Source organism: Actinoplanes palleronii (assembly GCF_016862315.1).
In the GTDB taxonomy this organism is placed as follows: domain Bacteria; phylum Actinomycetota; class Actinomycetes; order Mycobacteriales; family Micromonosporaceae; genus Actinoplanes; species Actinoplanes palleronii.
In genome coordinates, this window is sequence record NZ_BOMS01000011.1 from 26,778 (window position 1) to 46,108 (window position 19,331).

Below are 19,331 nucleotides of genomic sequence, written 5' to 3' on the forward strand. Positions count from 1 at the left end.
TGCCGCCGCCACGCTCGTGGACACGGGCTCCAGCGCGGAACTCAGGATCTCCCGTACGTCGAAGACGACTGGGCTCGCCACAGTCTCCCTTGCGGCGACACATACTCACATAGCTGAGATGAGTGCGTTGCTACGGGCTCGCCGATCGACGACTGCGCTGCTGGGGAAATTTCGAAGTCACGCCGATGAGCTCGGCTTTTCACCCGGCTCCCTGCGAGCACTGCCCGATCCGACCACCGAGCCGGCAGCCCTCCCTCGTCTACGCGTCCACCGACATGATCGACTCGACGAACTCCTCCACGAATACGAGCATGCTACTTCACCAGCACGGATGACATTATCGGCACCCGCAACACCACAGCAACGTCACGGACCACCAACGGCGCGCCGCGAATTACGCAACAAGGTCCCGCAAGGTTACGGTGATGCGGAACTCAGCGCCTGCGCACCGCGTAGGACAGCATCGACTAGGCTCGCTGTTCCCTTACCGGTGGCGTATTCGAGTGGCCGGCCTCCCCGCGCACGGCGTAAGGCGTCGGTCGCAGCATGTGTCGCCGCTCGGTCGGCGATGACCAGCAGGTCTGAGGTGTCAGCAGCATTCCTGAGAGCATCAGTTGCTACTTTGTCGGATACCATGACGACCCGCAGACCAGGGAAGCGCTGGATCAGAATGTCACGCGCGCGGCGCGTAGCAGCCTCCATCAGGCTGTAAATCGCGACGGACCCCTGCAGGTCCGCTGCGGGTAGCTCATCGGCGACAGCAAATGTTGCCTGTTCAAGAACGGGAACCTGTAGGCCAAACTCAGGCGCCAATGATACGGCCGTGTCAATGGACGAGCGATCTAGACGCCTAAGATCGTGAATGCTAACCCGACTCAGAATGACAGCAGCGAACGTGTCCAGTACATCAATGCCGGCTGGGCGGTACGCGGCGAGAACTTCGATTGTCTCAAGGCTGAACGAGAAGCCGGCTGCGGTCAGGAAAGGTTCCCACCGCCCGAGGAGATCTTCAACGATGCGCTTGTAATCCGACGGAGATATGCCTGCGTCTAAGGTTCGACTGATGAGATCGAGAACTCTCTCCGCCCGGCGCTTTTGGCCGGACTCATCTACGATGACCCATGCCGTTATAACCAACTCTCGGAGACCCTCCAAGCCGACCATAAATTGCCCAGTTCTAACGATATCAATCTCAAGATCGAGCAAGGCATCGACCAATTCGACGGCCGACTCATGGCCGCTGTTCAATAGCTCCATCGCTACCTCGATGACATTTTGAAGCTGCCCCGGCCGCATCACCTCCGCCAACCAGTTACCTCGAAGGATCTCCATTTCCCGTTCGCGGTCGGTCGCCGGCAGGCTGCCGCCAAAAATTCTAGTAACAGCGGAGGCCAGGCTTAGGTCGAGCGCGGCGGATGCCGGAGATTGACCAACCTGCGCAAGGTGTTTCTCGACTAGCGCAGGGCCGAGAGCATTTTTCCATTCTCGCAGCAGTGTGAACGCCTGTTCACTCATGCCTTTTACGAACGCCTGAAGCAACAGGGGCAAAAGATCTTCAGCCGGAGACGCGCGCTGGAGGATTTCCACAGCGGCGTCCACTCTTCCCTCACCAAGCGCCTGACGCACTGCACCTGTGTTGAAAGGCTCCGCCGAGACGTCAACTGGCTGAGCATTTCCTGCCAGGATTTCCGCCAGATCGGATCGACGCCTTGCTGCGTCAATCCAGCCGGAAACCTTAAGACGGTCTGTTACCCGGGAATCACTCTCTCCGTTAGACAGAGACCAGAAAGCATAATAGGCGGCTCCGGCAGCCGAACGGATAGCAGCTACTGAAGGAACCAGCGCTCCCTCGGCATTCTCCAGGAAATACTGTGTACTTACCGACTCGGGCAGGCCGGAAATCACCCTCCGAGCCAGGGCGTCCGAGACGAGGGCCGGCCGATCTTCCATGTTGAAAAGATCTCGCAACTCCGGGAGGGCGTCTAACTCCTCCCAGCGCTCGAACGCTGCCAGAAACTGAACCTTGAGAAAAAGACGATTAATCCCAGAAATCCGGTGGTCATTCTCGAGTAATCCGAGCGATCTGGCGGCAAGACCCTCCGCGCCAGCGGCGCATGCGCCAGAGAAATCCGTTAGAAGTCGCCCCAAATGAGGTGTTAGTTCGATGCGCCGGAAGGGCCTATGAGTAAGCGTCCGCCCTAGTTGCGTGAGGGCCGCCAGGACCTTCTCGTTGGAGACGGAGTCACGTGCGGTCAGGAAGCGGTAGGCCACGCCCGTTCCGGCGAGCAGTTCGTTGACTGGGGGGTCTAGCACTTTCCGGGAATCGGGTGGTATCGGGCGGCCATCGAAATCGATCCACGACCCCGCCGCCGCGCGTATGAGGTCACGGATCCAGGTCGCCTGAGCTCTATCTGGACATATGACGTACCAACATGGCCAACTACCCAGTTCAGCGGGCAGTAACAACGGACGCGAAGGCTGAGCGAGCCATGCCTGTCGACCCTGCTCAATCAGCGAACTCACGGTCGCCCGCTTTGTCTCGATAGTATTGGGTCCCGAATAGAACGAAGCGATGAAGCGCTGCCAGGAATCCATCTGCTCCTGTGCTGTCATGCAAACAGCCCCGACAGTTCGGTCGCAAGTTTCGCGACTTTTGAGGGATTTACAGACACTGTGACGATTTCCCCATTAAGAGTAACGCCGCGATATGTGAGGTTCATTGAGCCAAACATTACCCAAGAGTCGGCAACGATAGCCTTCTCATGGTCGAATACACGGTGGTCACGGTCAGCCTGGCGCACTACCAAACTATCCTGAGTTCCGTCGGCGCCCGACCGCTGCCGGAGTCGTTGAACAAATTCAGTCTCTCTACTCCCCGCACCGCAAGCTATCCGCACATTAACTCCCAGACGCAATAATGTCCCCAGCACAGCAGAAAAGGGTATTCTTGCCGCCATCCATGATGAGTCGAAAGTATCGAAGTTGCCATTTGAGTTATCGAGCGCTGGAAAATCTGATATCCAGGGCGAGACTATTAGAAGCCTTGAACCAGGCATCAAAAGTTCGCCAACCAGGAGTGCCTGTAGACAGTCGGCAATCTCACGACTGGGGGATGCTGCAGTTCGGTGGATAATCCTGTCCGTCATTGGGCGGCCTCGCGTAGCTTCAAAAGGATTACAGTGCGCCCATTATCTCGAAGAACTCCGGCTATTTGCGGATAGACAAGCAACCAGTCAATTTCCAGAGGAACTGTGCAAATTTGGCGGACTGCCTCCGCCAGGGATTTGCCGTCTCCGGTGGCACTCGCAAGTCTAGCCTCCCCCCACACCCGAAGAACTTCGGTCAAACGGTCGCGCCATTCGAGAGACTCTACGTCCACCTCTCCTGAACCGCTTGGCAGGACTCCTCTGACAAGAGTCCGTTCCGTGCGCGGCGGGTTCAAAACGAACTTGTTTCCGGTGCGAAGAGCTTCCGCACGCCGCGCAACCCCGCGCACCCACAACAAGCTTTGGAGAACAGAATGTACGTGCTCCTCCGGGCTTCCCGTTGATGCGGAACGAATCCGCGACAGGAGATTTTGGATCTCGTTCTCGCTCGCCAAGAAGAAGCATGCTACGCGGTGATCAACGGCAAATCCGACGGCTTCGTCGATCTCGTCCCATCGCTTTAACAATGCCCTGATGAGGGCATCGCTTGCGGCTCCCGACCCTGGGCGGAAGATTCGTGTCGAAAGACCTGACACAGCAGCGTGGGGTAGTGCAACGCCTTCATCCCGGAGAACCCCGAGAAGCTTTTGCCAGGTATCAAGTCTTCCTCCGCTTGCGGACCTGAACTCTGCTGCGGCAGTCCCGACGGTGGAATTAACATCTAGAAGAGTCAGAGTACGTCGGAGGGAAAGATCCACTTCTTCGACGTCGGATGGTTCAACCGCCGACGCGACGAGGCGGTCGAACCGTCGCGGATCGTCAGCAATACGCCTGGTGAGGTTCTCTACGAGTCCACCTCCGCCGGGCACGGTGTCGCTGAGAAGGACGGTCGCTGATTTGTCGCCGTCATCCACAACGTCTACCAACATGTCAAGGTCAACATTGAAATCCGGGCAGAGTTGCTGAGATGCAGCGTGGAGGGCAGCCGCCATAGTCTGAAGGAAACGAGCCCTGATCCAGGGCATCCAGTTGCTGTTTGGCGCTTGACCAAGAACGGGCAGCGCTTCCCTCACAGCGTGAAGATGAGTCGCGTTGGCAAAGACGTCGATCACGTCTTGACGCAAGGGCACCTCGTCATCGGTTGCGCGTGGCAGCGAGACAAGTACCGCGTCAACTACGGACTCAGCAAGCGACCTCCAAGCTGCGTCCCCGATGGTTGCAAGACTGTCGATACCGATACCGTCTAGGATGCTGCGAGACGCTGCAGCAAGCGAAACCTCCGCTACCCAACCCGCAAGGAACGGACCGACTTGTTGTTGAGCTAACCTTTCTTGGCAACAATAGAGGAACCGATCACTACGCAATTGACGGAGTCGCACCGGGTCGTCGGACAGTACAGATTCTTTCCACGCCGGAACGTGTACCTCGACAGATATCGCATCTACCCGAGTCTCGAATCCGACAGCCGCCGGCTGGCTATCGTGTGTAAATGTGATCGTCTGTCGCTCCCGCCCAGTCTGCCGAACAACTTCAGACTCAGCATCAAGCGCGTAGCGCCACATTGTCAACGGTCCAGTGCCGACACTCAAGTGGGCACTCATCTGTGGCAGAAGTTCCCCAAGAGCGCTATTGCGAGGCCGCGGCACAGAAATTCCACCTGTCTCGCTATCGACAAGGAGTCGCCAGCGTAACCGTCCGCTGGACTGCGGGCGGACCTCTGGCGGAGGCACAGTTGGCCGAATCGTCCTCGGCCTAACCAGCGGAACTGCCGTGTTATCGAGACCTGGAACAGATGTCAAAATTTCAGCCTCAGCAGCAAGTCCATCGCTCAGTTCGAGCACGCCCGCCGAACCGGGCTCGATCCAGAGACCGCGTACTTTTTGCACAGCCCACCGAAGTGTTACTCGTCCCGGGGCAAGTTCGCCGAGCGCCACCGCAACGGCAATGCTGGTATCTGCCGCCTGGTCGTAATTCTGCGGTGGCTCAATGTCCACCTCTGGCAATTCTAAATCGCTGAAAAGCGTCGGGGGGATGAATTCAGGTAGGGGTTGCCTCCCGGAAATGTCCGTACCCTCACGAGCCACGCCCCGTTGTGTTGTGCTCCAACGACTGAGGAGCCGCCGGTATGCCGTGGGAACTACCTCCAGGAGCAAAGATCGAGGGTGTTCCCAGCAGAGAATAGCTACCGCGTCTGGTGCCAGCCCGAGGCTAGTGCCAACGAACGATAGAAGATCTTGACGTGCAGCGCCGCCATCAATAACTTCCTTGAGGAGGGCAGTACACGCATCAACCTGTTGCTGCTGGTCCTGCGAAGGTTGTACCAGCACCCGCCGAGTCGACCATCGGTAGTGCCCAGAGACATTGAGGCGCAAAGCTAGCCAGTCGATTAGGCACATTGCGGCTTGCATCTTCCTGACCGACCGGTTCCCAAGCGGAAGGCGTTTAGCCGGAACGATCGGGTCGAGGAGTGTTTCGTAGTCCTGAAAGGCGAGACGGTCGCGGCCGTAGTCGGAGAGGACAACAACGGTCCAGGGGCGCTGGCTCTGTACTCGCCCGGCTCGACCACGACGTTGCAGGAACTGTGCCACGTCTCGCGGTGCTTTGTGTTGAAGCACACCGCCCACGCGTGGATCGTCGTAGCCGACCTCGAGCGATGAAGTGGCGACCACGATGTCGGCCCCAGCATCGACACCGCTGTCTTGGGACGAAGTGCGGGATACTACGAGCGACCGGTCACTGAACCCGAGCCGCTCGGATAGCCACCAATGCTGCCCGTTTTCGTCCCACTCGACCGGGTCATCAATCACAATTCGGCTCTCAGCATAGATGGGAATACGAAGCCCTGCTAGTACGTCAAGACGCTGATCCCGCCGGCCTATAGGATTTCGACCCTCGGCGCTTAGCAACTGCCGATACAGTCTGTTGACCAGATCCAGGTTCTCTACGAAGGCGAAAACCTTGGTTCCATAGGGCTCATCGAGCGGCGATCCGGTCTCATTCAATACACGACGCAGCAACATCAATGACTGGATAGAGGTCGACAGCAGCGCCGTTTGGGACGCTGGGTCACCACGCAGAAGAAGTTGATACTCGCTGCCGTGTCGGCGCAAATCGTTCTCGGCCGGACGGATGTCGGTGACATCCTCCTGTCTTAGGCCGCAGAGATCCGCGAAGAATGTTTGCGCATTACTGAGGGTAGCGCTGAGCCCAACCCAGGTCACAGAACGGCCTAGGAGCCGCCGCCATCTACGCAGCAGGAACGCTGCTTGAGCGCCACTTGTGCCGCTGTACGTGTGGATTTCGTCGAGAAGAACCATGGACGGGCGTCGGCTTGCACGTGGACCAAGTCCGAACACGTGCCGAGTCCAACCATCGCTCATCTGCTGGTTCAGCATCTCAGTCGTGGTGAATAGAATGTCGGGCGGATTGTCCCGCATAGCAGAACGGGTAAGCGTGATCTCGTCAGAGGTAACACGACCACCGCATGTGCCGCAGACGAGGAAACCCCACCCCGTGGTGCTAGATGGAGTCGGCCGGCGCCAGAGCATTGGCTGACCGCAGGTTCGACGATCTATTTCCGCCGGACAAGTTAGGAAGGGACAGATCCAATCCTTGCCGCTACGGCGCCAGCCGCTTCGGGGATCTGGTTCCCATCGTTCAGAGTTTGGAGTGGGGCCAAAGTAGGCCCCGACAGTCAGAGCTCGGCCGCCGCTCTGTTGGAGCCGGCGGGCCTCCTGAACTGCTGTTGCGAACTGATCTTTAAGTAGTTCATTCCGGGGATAGATCGCGACGACGCGATGACTCGTGGACGCGGAGAGGGCAGCCATCGCAGGCAAGTAGAAGGCAAGGGTCTTGCCACTACCTGTACCGGCTCCCACGACGATGCCGGCGTCGTCGTCGCGTTCGAGAGCTGACAACACCGCCGCCGTCGCTTGCACCTGGAAGCTGGCGAGTTCCCTCTGCCCGAGGACACGACTTACCTCAGCGAGCACAGGCTCGGCGAGAGCTTGTTCGCGGAGCGTGTCGAGCACCGCCGCCGGAGCAATGTCCCGGCGGGGGAACGACCTAGACCTACGGAGAAACCTGAAGTCGGAGACAAGCGGTGCACCTGCTTGCCATGGCCTTCGAGGAAAGAGCTGGCGCAAACGCGTGAAGAGCCGAACAGACTCGGCCATCCGAGTGCGGTAGCGGTTCGGCCACTCACGTGGCAACTGGACGAGCAGTGACGCGGCGATCAGCGTGTCGACAGTAACCTCGGCATCGCGATCTGGCCAACGCTCGCGCAGAACCTCGCATATTTGATCATGAGTCCACGACTCGTCTACGAGACCCCAGGCAAGGCTGCGCGACTCAAGATCTTCAAGTAGATCGAGCGCCTCGAGGGCGCGCTGGTTGGTTTGGCTCACGTCAGCCGGATCCGCACGACGTCAACGTCCTCCGCGTTGTCGAGCCAGCGTCGCACCAAGGGCGTCACCAGCGACCAACTGGCCCCATCCGCAGAACCAGCGCGTGACAAGAATGCTCGAATCTCGGGTCCCTCCCTTTCCAGGGCGGCGTCGTAGTCATTTTTTAGTGCTTGCCAGTCTGAAATGGCAGTGAGCAACTCTTCTATCTTGCCTAGCAATTGATCGGCAGGCAGTCCGGCCACTGGCCTCGTTAGCGCAGCCGCGCATCGTTGGAGGCGAATCCGCGCACTTCCGGGAAAGTTCGGAAGATCGATTATTTCAGCCTTGATGCCCACCGGCTGTTGGTTATTACGCCATGCGTCTACGGCTTTATTGAGATCAACCAGTCGCTGTTTGGCGAGATTCTCTGCCGTCTTCAAAGCATCATGAACCGCTGGGGCCACCAGGCGATCTACCCGACCGACCCCCGCCCCTCGGAGCGAGTTCGTCGCCGCCTGACGCAGATCAGTTCGGGCCTTCTTACTATCGGTGAACAGGTTGCCCGCTATGATACCTGGACGAACGGAATAAGATGAAAGATTGTGGCAAGCCGTGTGTGCTGCTTCGAGCGCTGCGCGTGCCTCTACAGCTCGTTGCACGATCTTTCGAACGCGACTATACGTTTCTTGATCCTTTTCGAGTTCGCGCGCCTGGCGCAGGCGGGCAAGGTTGACTTCCGCACGGGCCACCACACTCGCATTGCGATCGCTCATTTTGTGTCGTCCTCCAGGGTGACGTCGACCGAGTCGGCTAAGGCGCGCAGTTCCTGTGCCGCTGACATCAGGTCCACTCCTTCGCTGTCGTCTACTCTCCCCGCCAGGTAGGTCTCTACGTTCACAAACATCCGGTCGATGAGGGTCGCAAAGATTAGTAAGGCTTGAAGTCGGGGCCGCGGGTCATCGATCAGATCCCAGACATCTTCTGGCCTAACGTCTGCTTCCGTTTTGGCGAAACGTCGATAGTCAATCATGCATTTTGAATCAATAGCACGTGAGGCGTCAACAATACGATCTCGCGCGTCGGCAGTGCCAAGTACGCCATGCGCTTGGGCTTCGTTCGCAAGGTCGATCACCAGCCGAGCTACCGTTGTCACGTCTTCCTCAGGCGGGAGCAAATCGCGAACTTTTCCCACTATGCCCAACAAACTCTCGCCGATGCGTTGGGCGGCTCGATTCTGGTTGGCGACTACGTCGGCCAGGGCCGGCAAGGTGCTTTCACTGGATCTTATCGTCAGCACTTTGCTGTCGATATCAGCTCTAAAGTATTTGTAGCAACTGGCGACGTCGAAAAGGACTGGCGCGCCTCTTCCTTTGCTGGCGACAACCTGGTTCCGAAGCGCCAACAGGGCATCACGCCGCGCAATTTTTACGGATTTCAAAAATGCCGTCAAATCGGTGTTGCTAGCTTCGGCAAGCATCCGGGCCTTAGGCCGAAGCATCTGTGGCAGAGCTTCACGAACTGTCGAACCCGGGGCTGGAGATTCGTTTCGGAGTGTCATGAGCGCTGACGCCGATTCAGCTATGACCCTTTCACGCCCTTGTCGCCCAGCCGCTGCGAGTTCCGCAGCGAAGCGATCGAGTTTAGGCAGCAGGTCGAGAAACCATTGGCCTCGGTGCGACGAACTGATCTCCTTACCGTCGACGACTGCGATGATGCCAGTGAGGATGACTGCTGCGTCGTCGTCGCTGCCGAAGTCGAAGGTCACTTCGCCAACTTTCGCCGCTGTGCCACCTTGTGCGCGTGGGATGCTGACGTCGGACATCCGTAACCGATGGGAACCGATGTACCACTCTGCTGTTGAGGCCTTCGGGCTCCACACCTCGACTCCGTGGGAACCACCAGCGAGGATCCCGACAACGGCTTCACAGATCCACTTCCGAACCTTGCGTGCTGTTGCAGCACCGAGGCGCGAGCCTGTGGTCCACAACTCAATCTCATCGACCGGCGCATCTTTAGTTGGTTTCGTCTTCTCAACCGTCGTAGTCCGGTCGCGTCCACCCACGTCGAGATCTAATGCAGCGTCATCGACGAGTTTGATACCGAGATATGCTGCGACGCCGTGCAGTTGCTTATCTGCATGTGGCGGTATCTCGGCGTAGAAGTTGCGGAGACTGAGTTCAGCTTCTCCCGTCGCTGGGCTGAGCCGCTTGATCGCTTGCCGTACCGCGGGTGGCCGGACGAAACTGCGGACCTCATCCAAACGCCGAGCGAAATTTTCCGACGGAAAGATACCTTTAGGAATCTCATCCTCGGCCGTCTCCAAGGGTGCCCGCAAGACCTGGCGGATAATCTCACGAGGGAGAAAGCCGGCTGGGCTTGCGAGTTCGATCAATCGGTCCAAGGCTGGGCGGTTGAAAGGGTAGAAGCCATGCTTGCTGTCGCTGGCGCCAAAGGTTTGGTGGCAGGACTCTTGGACCGGACAGCCGGCACAACCGTTGGGAGTACTTTTGCCAGTCTGGTGTTTTTCTACCAACGTTGTATGGTCGAGACGGCCGGCGTTGAGGTACCGGCCTACGAAATCCCGCAGCCTTTGCTCTCCGACCATCGTCAAACCTAGATCGAGCGTGAAATGGATACCCCTGTCCGTGAAGGTATCCATAGAACTGAGATAGCCATCTGTGACCGCGATAGCCGCTCTGAGTTTGCATAGTTCGCGGCTCGCGGGGATGGTCAGAGCCTGGGCCAACTGTTTGTCGATACCGTGGAGCAACACGAGGTCTTCGATGAAGACGCACAATTCGAGCCCTCGCGACGCGATTTCGCGCCGCACGTCCTCAAAGACCTCTAGGAGGTCGGTGCTAGCACCGGTGAAGACCTCAGCCTTTGCCCGAGGCAGATAGTGATCCCAAAGTGCGGCCAGCTCGGTTCGCAATTGCCTTACCGACCGAACTCTGCGGACGAGTTCGTATAGTTGTGAACCCAGGTCTTCGAAATCTGCCGGATCTATATACAGATCCCGTTCCGTAAGATGTAGGTCCTCCTCGTCGATGTTCTGTCCCGGGTCTGCGCCGCCGAGTGCAAGTTTGACCAGACGGAGAAGAGGGCCGCTCGAATCACTTAACACTGCTCGAAAGGTGTAATCACCCAGAAGACGATCACTCGTGGCACGCAGATCTTCAAGCTCAGCCGAAGATAGCCCGTTCAAGCCCTTGATTGACTGATCCGTGTCGAACTTAACGAGATGATGGAGCCGCGCAATTAGAGCACTTACAGCCTCCTCGTTACTCGAGACTTCGGACGACGCCTGAGCCAATTGCCTGCGGAGTTTTTCTGCTCGTTCGCCAGTGATTCCGGCCAGAATCTTCTCGGTGACACGCTTGAGTGAGGTGTTACGCTTCTCGATATAGACGATGTGCCAGGAGGCAGGGTTTCCAGTCTGCGACTTCAGCCACCGGACCAAATGACTCTTTCCAGTACCTCGACCGCCACGGATGAATACCAGTCGTGGTTCGTTCGATGAGAGCGGCGCCGTGAAAGTATTCAAGACATCATCTTCTGTGGCACTTGACGTGCTGCCGCCAACGCCGACGTCGCGGTAGTGCAACACCGGGATCTCCTGATGAATCGCGGCGAAGACTGCATCGCCGAGCGCATCGTCAACCTCAAGGCCACCAACATCGATAGCCGTAGCGTACTGGATCCGGTCACGCTTCCAGCAGACAATATTGTTCACGAAGACCTCCGAGTGTCGGTCTGGACACCTTCCCATAACACATGCGTCACTCGTTGGTCGAGGGCACGGTCCGAGCGAATCCTGAGCGTTCGGCCACCGACGTCACTCCGGCCAAAAAGCTTTACGATGCCCTTCGCTTTGAGTGCCATCAAGGTCAGCGAGAATCCTGGCGATAAAACAGCGTGATCTGCGCCTTCCTCGGCGTCGTGACCAAAGACTGAGCCACTCGCATCGATAAATGGCAACATCGTCTGACACTGCTGCACGAATTCTTCGATGGTATACTCGCGGATCTGTAACGGCAAGAATCGCTCAACCGCTGTGCTCGCGTCCGGGAGAAGCGCAGATCCTAGGAGCCGTCCGACACCAAGGTATACCGCCCACCGACGAAGGGGAATCCAGCGCTCACGGTTGTAGAGTGGCCATCGACTATTGTCGTCACCTAGCTTTTCTTTCTGCCATTCGACGAACCTTCGTCCTCGGTTAGAGTCGAATGAGTTGAACGGTTCAAGTGGATCCGGTGCCGCGTACAGCAGGGAAAGCCCATGGACGAGGTCACCCGCGCCGGCGGTAGGAGATCCTGTCAATTCATAGCGAGTAAGCAGACTCGAAAGAACTCCACTAGCGAACTCGCTAGCGGCGACGTCTTGGGCCTGCTTCCAGCGCGAGGAGGCGTCGGGGCCGAGTCCCAAACGTTCACGTCCTCCACTTACCATGTCGAGAGTTTTCAACGCTCCGAGCGATGCCTCGACAATGGTTGCGCCTGTTGTTTTCGTCCCGCGGCTGTCTTCATCGTCTGACGCTTCATCGTCCTGAACCGCGACGGCAGCCATCGCCTCAAGCAGCCCTGGTGGAGCTACAAGGTCTTTCAGTTCAGACTCGGTTAGCGTCTGACCTGGGACCACGAACAAGGCACGGATCAAGTAGCGCATCGCCTCAGGCACGATGTCCGGTGGGTTTAATAGGGCCATCTACAGCATCCTCAAAATGTGATCGATCTCGTAAGTGACGCCCCAATTCTCATGGAGAAGTAGCCGGTCATCGTGTGGCGAAAGTTGCTCCTCAGGCGTCACGACCACGGCAAACGGAGATTTGGCGAGCCGGTCGAGCAGGAGTGTCAGGCCTGCCCATCGGCCCATCTGCGGCGTAACGCGAAGTACCGTTGGCAGGGTGAATTGTTGCCAGTCATGAAGGAACTCCTGTGGGGTTAGATGCCACCAAATATCATTGATCGCAGGTCTAGGCCGTGTGACAGTTCCCGTATCTAAGATCAGTCTTACAATGCCGTGCCCGACGAGCCTCGTCAACAGTTCCGTTTCCGAGGCTGGCGAGTACCCCTTCACTCTAACTGCCAGGCGCCCTGTGGAGGCCAACCGCCGCAAAGCGGGCGAGGCCTCACGCCTTGAGTTACCGAGTTTCATGACAGATACGGTCTTGCTTTGCCGCGGACTCCGGCCCGACAGTCGGCACTTTTGGCAGCCCCCGCACTGTGTGGCAACTGCAAGAAGGTCCCCGCCAATGTTAATTCCGTAGTAATCGGCTAGTGTGGAATTCAAGCACAACGAAGACTCGCGCAACAGGGCAGCCGCGGTAGCGAACGAGGCCATTCCGGCTTGCTTGCTCTCGGCGCGGGTTTCGACGATTCGGCGTTTGAAGTGCGCCTCGTCTGTCAGCGACCCGTCGTGGAGGCGCACGGTTGCCGTCCTTCGGTACTGAGCGAAGATTTGATCTACCTCTTCCTCGCTCGCGTCCGGCGGCACTGTCGGTAGAGAGGAACGATCGAGTTCTAGCATGCCCGATCGCTCCATGAGGCTCAACGTCTGCGTGTTCCAGTAGATATTGGCGTCACTAAACGGGTGATTTACAGCATCGTGCGCTGCCGAAAGATCGATATGTAGGCGGTCGCCCACCGCGCTTCCCAGACGTAGCTGCCGCCACCGCAGCCAGGCTTTCTCCGCGCCAATAAGCCGCGCGTCAGCCATATCTGCGGCAACCTCTTCGTCCGCACGAGTCCACAGGACGACCGATGCTGATGCCCTACCGTCTCGTCCTGCTCGCCCTACTTCCTGGTAGAGACGGTCTACAGACTCGGGCAAACACAGATGTACTACAGAGCGGACGGATGGGATGTCAATGCCAAGCCCAAATGCCGACGTCGCGATCACTACGTCCCGGTCTTGATCAGGATCCCCTCGCAACGCTAGTGCATCTGCTGCAGCGGCTCTTTGCCGGAGGGAGGACGAGCCCGTGACCGTGGAAACCCGTATTCCAGCCTCACTAAGCCATCGCTCGGCATCACGAACGGTCGTGGACCTCGTGGACGAGTGCAACGTCGTATACACGATAATCGGACGCGGAAGATGTCGGCATGCCTCAATGAAACGCTGCCTTTTGATCTCCTCGCTAGTACAGAAGGCCACCCACCAAGCAGGTTCAGGCCGGGTGGCCTGAGCGGTGATTAGCGTGGTTCCTTTCGGACCTGGAAACAATCGGAAAAGGGCGTCTGCGGCGTATTTGTCCAGCGTGCCGGTCAACATCACCGTCCTGGGCATGCGACTCGGTGGCGCGGTAGAGAGCAACTGATTTCGCAAGCCGGCGACCATCTGAAATGCCGGGCGGAAGTCGTCGCCCCACTCCGCCACCATGTGTGCCTCGTCGATCGCGATGAGATCCAGCCTGCCCTCGGCTGCGGATCGCTCGATATGCGGTGCAAGCACCGTGCACGCGGCCTCAGGGGAAGTGATGATCAGCCACTGGTCCCCGTCCCCGAACGCACGGGCGACAGCAGTCTTTTCAACCGCCGGCAGGCTGCCGTGGTATGCGAAGGTCAACTGCTCGCCGGTGAGGTCTCGCACGCGACGCTCAAGATCAATCGCGAGGGATACGGTCGGTGTCACGAGCACGGTCTGCCTGGGGCGATTCCTGACAGCTCTGCTGAGCACCACCTCAGTCTTTCCTGATCCTGTCGGCAGGACACAGATCACCGATTCACCCGGGCCGGCTACGGCTACGGCCCGAACGCAGTCACGTTGGCCCACAGTTGTGTACTCATCGAACTTTACTGACTGGCGGTAGAACTCGTCTGCACTGACTTTGGTGGCAACCCTCCGCGGGAGGGAGCGGGAGGGAGCCTCGTCCGGTGGCGTTCCGCAATGATCGAGCCAGGTCGGCAACCAATGTTCGACCTGCCAGGCTCCGTCGTCCCTTCGCCTGAAGCCGTGGACACGCCACTCCTCGTCGGTCACGGCCGGCAGTTCGTTCCTCCGAACCGCGCCGTAGTCTTTAGCCACGAGCGCGCTACGCACGAGGACAAGCAGTTCAGCGTGCGTAACGCCGGCACCCGTCAATCGGCGTGCTAAGCGCCTGTCATCAGCAGCAAGTTCACGAAGGGTGAAATGATTCATACCTTTGGGACCCATGTAATAATCACTGTGCCGCAACTGTCTAGCTCGATTTCCGGGTTTCGCACTGCCGCCATTACTGCGGCCGAAAGTTCCTGTTCCTCGGCACCATCTCCTTGCCGCTCGTTGCGCGCCACGCGGATGGCATGTTCTCGTTCAGCGTTGGTACAAGCCGCGTCAGCCGCAACCGCGGATCGCTGTACTACGTTGTCTCGGTTGCGGACCGCAGCCAACGCCTCAGCAAGACTTCGCTCACAAGTCTCCTGCCAGTCAAGACCGCCGGTGAGCTCACGGAATCGCTCAGGGCGACTCCCGAGGTTGACACCTTCGGGCATACCGTCACGTCTGGTGCGCTCAACGTTGGCGATCATCGACGCTGGGCACTCACCATAGCCTGGCATCCACCAAATTCGCTCTATCGTTGTCGGTAGCAACGATGTAATCCGGGTGGTAGCAGCGCGGGTGAGGTGAGGCGAAAGATTGAATGACTGACGGGCGGAGACGACGAAGTCAAAACAAAGCAGGATGAGGGGATCTGATTCAGGACGTGGGTGTTGCCGAACCAGTTCCACCGCGAAGGCTCGACCGCGGTCATCAACTTCTGCGTACTGGGCGAAGGTGTCGATTAGCGGCTCGCCCCATCGCAGAAGTCCGCGGGGGGAAGATGCCTCGGCAGCTTCGATCCGGTCTGCCACGTAAGGAAGGTCGAAAAGTTTGTCTCGCATCTGCACTGCTTCCTCCTCAGGCAGCAGTGGGGGATGTCTCCGCGATATTCCGAACTTCATGGTTCCGGGCTCTTCCGATACTTCGGTGAACCCCAACATGGTGACAATGTACCCGTGGACTGCGGCCTGAAATTTCGCGGATTGCTTGTCGACATTACCGAGTAAGTCGCCCAACTTCCTGTCGTGGGATCGGTCTTCGATGCTATCAAGCGCCTCTTGGCCAATAATGCGTTTGCGCTGTTTTTCAAGATTCTTCGCTCTGTCCGAGATCGAATTCGATGCTTCGGCGAAGGAATCTGTCAACGCTGATCGGAAGAAGTCGCGCTCTAAATCCGCGAGGATGTACTGGAGGGTGGCTGTCGACTCGGTGAAGACCGCGAAGGCCTCGTCGACCAACTGAAGCCAAGCCCCAAGGTGCTGACCGATCAGGTCATCAGAACCGGTGACGACCGTCGAGAGGATCGGGACGCCATACTCGTCCCACCGATCAAATCTGCCGAGCCGCTGTTCGATTTGAGAAATAGAAGTAGGTAGATTAACGTGGAGCACTTCGTGGATGAACTGGAGATTTGTTCCTTCTTCCGCGGAGCGGTCCATCACCAATAGATTTTTCTCGCCGCTTCTAGCAAAACCCCGAATCAACGACGCCCGATCATCGTACGTTTGGCCCTCGAGCAATGATGAGATGCGATGTGCTCCGAAGCGCTTCGCTAGTGATTCGGACAAAATTGCCGCCGTACGAGGAAAGGAGCAAGCGATGGCGAACTTCTTGTTTGACCCTATACGCAGCACTGCCCAGTCGGCGGTCAGGTCAACGATGGTGTCGGTGGTGGACAACTCAAGAATACGCTCAACTGACGTCGCCAGTCGCTGCCCAGCAGCAGACTGAAGGACAGGCAGCATGGCATCAAGCTCTGCAGTTGACAGGTCATGCCCGGTAAGGCCTCGCGCAACGATCGCGATGTCGCGTAGTGCTTCGGCGGGTGCTAACGCACGGCCAAGGACGCACTGCAGTGCATTAGCCGCTGCCAGTTGCTCCTCTTCGTTTGTACAATCAGCCTCCAACTCAAGCCGAAAGTCCTCCAAAGCCTCGAAGACAAGCCTGCGCCGTGCATCTGTATCCAACAAACGCCATTGCGGGGAGTGTTCCCGCCCGCGGGCCGGGTAACCGGCCTTGATTGCCTGCGGCCGCCGATTTCGGATCATACGCCTGTGAATGCGGTAAGCCTCGGAAACATGGAAACGTAAAGAGGCGACTGAACGCCTTAGCTCGGAACGGTCCTCACCCGCGATTGCCTTTAGCGAACGTGCAACGTACGCCGCCACTGTCTCGTCTCCCGCAAGAAGCTCCCGAAGTTCCATAAGCGGCTCACGGAGATACCTCGGCGACTCCTCGGGGTCGACCGCCGACATGGTCTCGGCCAGTACGTCACGCATTTCCACCCGGCGCCGAAAACCTTCAATATCTTCGAGTTTATAGGTAACAGGATCTAGCAGGTGCAGCAAGCCAAGGAAGCCGTCTTCGTTGCTCCGGACCGGAGTCGCGCTGAGAAGCAGCAACGCCCGCGAAGCTTTTGCTACCCGCACCAAAATTTCATAGTCTAGACGGCGTTCGTCGTCTCTTTCCTTCAGCACTCCGTAAGTCAATCGATGGGCTTCATCAACAATTGTTAGACTGCGTTCGATGATCGGAACCTCAGCTATCCGCGAGTGGGGCATAACCCTCACCTTGGCCGGCAAGCGATGAGCCCGGAACTTCGACTTCAGTTCGACACGCCATTGCTCTTCCAGGCTGTCGGGTACAAGCACGAGTGCTTCATGGTCGCCCTCTGTGCCATGAAGCAGTAGCTGCCGGAGAACCATTCCAGCTTCTACGGTCTTACCCAGACCCACCTCGTCAGCCAGGATATATCGCGGTATGGGATCGGCAAGGATTCGTCTCGCGGCACCGAGTTGGTGATCATGCAGTTCGACCGCAGACGAAAGTAGTCCACCTAAGGACATACTTGCGGTTCGCTGCCAAGTAACCTGGCTCAGGAAAGCCGTCCGATGCGCATGGAAGAAGCGTGTCTCCACCGTGCCTGCGACCAGTAGATCCAGCGGGTGCTTTAATGGGCGGTTCCATCGCACTCGCAACTCGTCAGACGGAACGGCGATGTTGGTGTGGTTCGGGAACTCCACTACGTAAGCCGACCGACTCGCGTCGGCGGGTGCGAAGATGCGACCGACCAGCCACCTTGTTCCGTCGAACCACCAGACCCGCTGCTGGGCCGTCAGTGGTTCAACGAACCACTGACGGCCCTCCGCCGGGTGTGCTAGCTCAGGGCGGGTTGGGGAATCAAAGAAGTGGATCCAAGAGCCGTCCCGAGAGAGCCGGCCCCACCCCAACTCCGCATCCCGGGCGAACGTGGTGAACCGGTTCTTCGGAAAGTCATACACTCCCCTGCTTGCCGACGCCCTAGACACGCCAGCCTCCCACCTCGACGAATACGACGCCGGGCGGTGTCCACTGTGCTCCTGCTTGCATGCCACCTCCTGAGGCGATGAATGCTACGCAGGAGGTCTGACAGTTTTCGTCGGCCGTCTCGGTGATAGTTCGCCTCAACTGCACCTCGCGAGGTTGTCGATCATGACAAAAAATTCAAATGGTGCAAAGCGCACATCGGGCCGATCCGGCGAATGATCCCATGGGCGAACCCACTCGTCGCCACTAATGGTCAGGACGAGCACCCGCACCGGGGCTGTGCGTAGTCACTTGAAGTGCTGTTGAGCTGGGATCTTGGATGCCTCAGAGGCGAGATTCGGAAGCCTATGCCGGACCGGCGCGAACCGTTGGTGATCATGATTCTGTAAAGGCACATGGCCACTTGCTGTGTCACCCACACGGACACAGCAGAGCTAAGAGCGACCGGCAATAGGCGTCATCTGAGGCGGCGGGTGGTGGGCCGGGTGTCCCAGCGGTAGAGGGTGCGTGCTCGTTGGATGAGTTGACGTACGGTGACGATGGCGGCAGCCAGGTAGAGGTAGAAGTCGATGACCTGGGCGTTGTGGTCGGTGCAGCGGCGGATCTTGCCGAAACCGTTCATCCACGAGTTCGTGCGCTCTACCACCCACCTATAGCCGATCTGGATCGGTGCGGGTATGCCCTTGCGGGCGATCTGCGCGTCGTAGCCGATCTCGTCGAGCAGGTCCCGGGTGCGTTTGCTGTCATACCCGCGGTCCAGGTGCGCGGTGACCTGATCAGGCCAGTGATGGCGCAGTCGGGCGCTGCATCGCTCGAAGGTGTCACGCAGTAGCGGCGAGTCGTGCCGGTTGGCCGGGGCGCCGACGATCCCGAGGGGATGCCGTGGCCGTCGACGCCGGTCGAGCGTTTCATCCCACCTTTGCCGCGGTCGACCGGGGACCGGCCGGCCCGGTCCCCGCCACACGGCGCCTTCGTGATCGCGCCGTCGGCGCTGACGTCGGACAGGTCCAGGCCGATCATCCGGTCGTAGGCATCCAGGGCCAGTTCATGCAGTTGTTCGCCCAGCCCGGCCTGCGCCCACCGGTGCAGGCGGCGGCGGATCGTACGGTCCGAGCACTGGGCGGTGGCTACCCGTTCGTAGCCGGACCCGTGGATCAGAGCGGCGATGACCAGCTCGAACACGACCCGGTCCGGGATCGCCCGGCGGTGACAACCGAGAGGATGGCCCGGGTCGCACCCGGGTCGCTCCGGGCACAGCGCGGCGAACTGGACGAAGATCGCCTCAAGCAACGAAGATGGCAGAGCAGGCACGGGACTCCATCGATCACTGAGCATAGGAACTCTGATGATCGATTCCCGTGCCTGTTTGCTATCCCAGACTGCCTACCCTGTCCGGATCTTGGACACCTATTGGCGGTCGCTCTTATCCGTGCCGAGGCGCCGGCGACCGCAGTCATCCGCATGGTGGCGGGCGTGG

8 protein-coding genes and 1 pseudogene are annotated in these 19,331 nt (G+C 58.7%); all 9 read right to left on the reverse strand.

Annotated elements, in window-relative coordinates; all coding sequences use genetic code 11:
• Positions 1 to 417 precede the first annotated feature (417 nt).
• The gene (dpdD, locus tag Apa02nite_RS03265) at positions 418 to 2,613 is read right to left on the reverse strand and encodes a protein DpdD (RefSeq protein ID WP_307871931.1); all 2,196 of its coding nucleotides are present in this window, start codon (positions 2,611 to 2,613) and stop codon (positions 418 to 420) included.
• Complete coding sequence (gene dpdK, locus Apa02nite_RS52280) at positions 2,610 to 3,146, reverse strand: phospholipase D-like domain-containing protein DpdK (protein ID WP_203823775.1); 537 nt, start codon at positions 3,144 to 3,146, stop codon at positions 2,610 to 2,612. Before dpdK ends, dpdD begins: the two co-directional genes overlap by 4 nt.
• On the reverse strand, positions 3,143 to 7,552 hold the full coding sequence (dpdJ, locus tag Apa02nite_RS03275; RefSeq protein WP_203823776.1) for a protein DpdJ: 4,410 nt from the start codon (positions 7,550 to 7,552) through the stop codon (positions 3,143 to 3,145). The genes dpdK and dpdJ overlap by 4 nt, the downstream gene beginning before the upstream one ends.
• Positions 7,549 to 8,304 carry a hypothetical protein gene (locus tag Apa02nite_RS03280; protein ID WP_203823777.1) on the reverse strand — a complete coding sequence of 252 codons (756 nt, stop codon included), beginning with the start codon at positions 8,302 to 8,304 and terminating at the stop codon, positions 7,549 to 7,551. The genes dpdJ and Apa02nite_RS03280 overlap by 4 nt, the downstream gene beginning before the upstream one ends.
• On the reverse strand, positions 8,301 to 11,264 hold the full coding sequence (locus tag Apa02nite_RS03285) for a hypothetical protein (protein ID WP_203823778.1): 2,964 nt from the start codon (positions 11,262 to 11,264) through the stop codon (positions 8,301 to 8,303). Before Apa02nite_RS03285 ends, Apa02nite_RS03280 begins: the two co-directional genes overlap by 4 nt.
• The gene (locus tag Apa02nite_RS03290; RefSeq protein ID WP_203823779.1) at positions 11,261 to 12,235 is read right to left on the reverse strand and encodes a hypothetical protein; all 975 of its coding nucleotides are present in this window, start codon (positions 12,233 to 12,235) and stop codon (positions 11,261 to 11,263) included. Before Apa02nite_RS03290 ends, Apa02nite_RS03285 begins: the two co-directional genes overlap by 4 nt.
• On the reverse strand, positions 12,236 to 14,668 hold the full coding sequence (gene dpdF / locus Apa02nite_RS03295) for a protein DpdF (RefSeq protein WP_203823780.1): 2,433 nt from the start codon (positions 14,666 to 14,668) through the stop codon (positions 12,236 to 12,238). It lies immediately after the preceding gene.
• On the reverse strand, positions 14,665 to 17,922 hold the full coding sequence (gene dpdE, locus Apa02nite_RS03300) for a protein DpdE (protein ID WP_307871932.1): 3,258 nt from the start codon (positions 17,920 to 17,922) through the stop codon (positions 14,665 to 14,667). Before dpdE ends, dpdF begins: the two co-directional genes overlap by 4 nt.
• A gap of 389 nt (positions 17,923 to 18,311) precedes the next feature.
• Positions 18,312 to 19,165 (reverse strand): annotated as a pseudogene (locus tag Apa02nite_RS03305) (IS5 family transposase).
• Positions 19,166 to 19,331 lie beyond the last annotated feature (166 nt).

Excerpts from the sequence above, each read along its gene's own strand:
- dpdD (WP_307871931.1), bottom strand. The coding sequence starts at position 2,613 with ATGACAGCACAGGAGCAGATGGATTCCTGGCAGCGCTTCATCGCTTCG.
- dpdK (WP_203823775.1), bottom strand. The coding sequence starts at position 3,146 with ATGACGGACAGGATTATCCACCGAACTGCAGCATCCCCCAGTCGTGAG.
- Apa02nite_RS03280 (WP_203823777.1), bottom strand. The coding sequence starts at position 8,304 with ATGAGCGATCGCAATGCGAGTGTGGTGGCCCGTGCGGAAGTCAACCTT.
- Apa02nite_RS03290 (WP_203823779.1), bottom strand. The coding sequence starts at position 12,235 with ATGGCCCTATTAAACCCACCGGACATCGTGCCTGAGGCGATGCGCTAC.
- dpdF (WP_203823780.1), bottom strand. The coding sequence starts at position 14,668 with ATGAATCATTTCACCCTTCGTGAACTTGCTGCTGATGACAGGCGCTTA.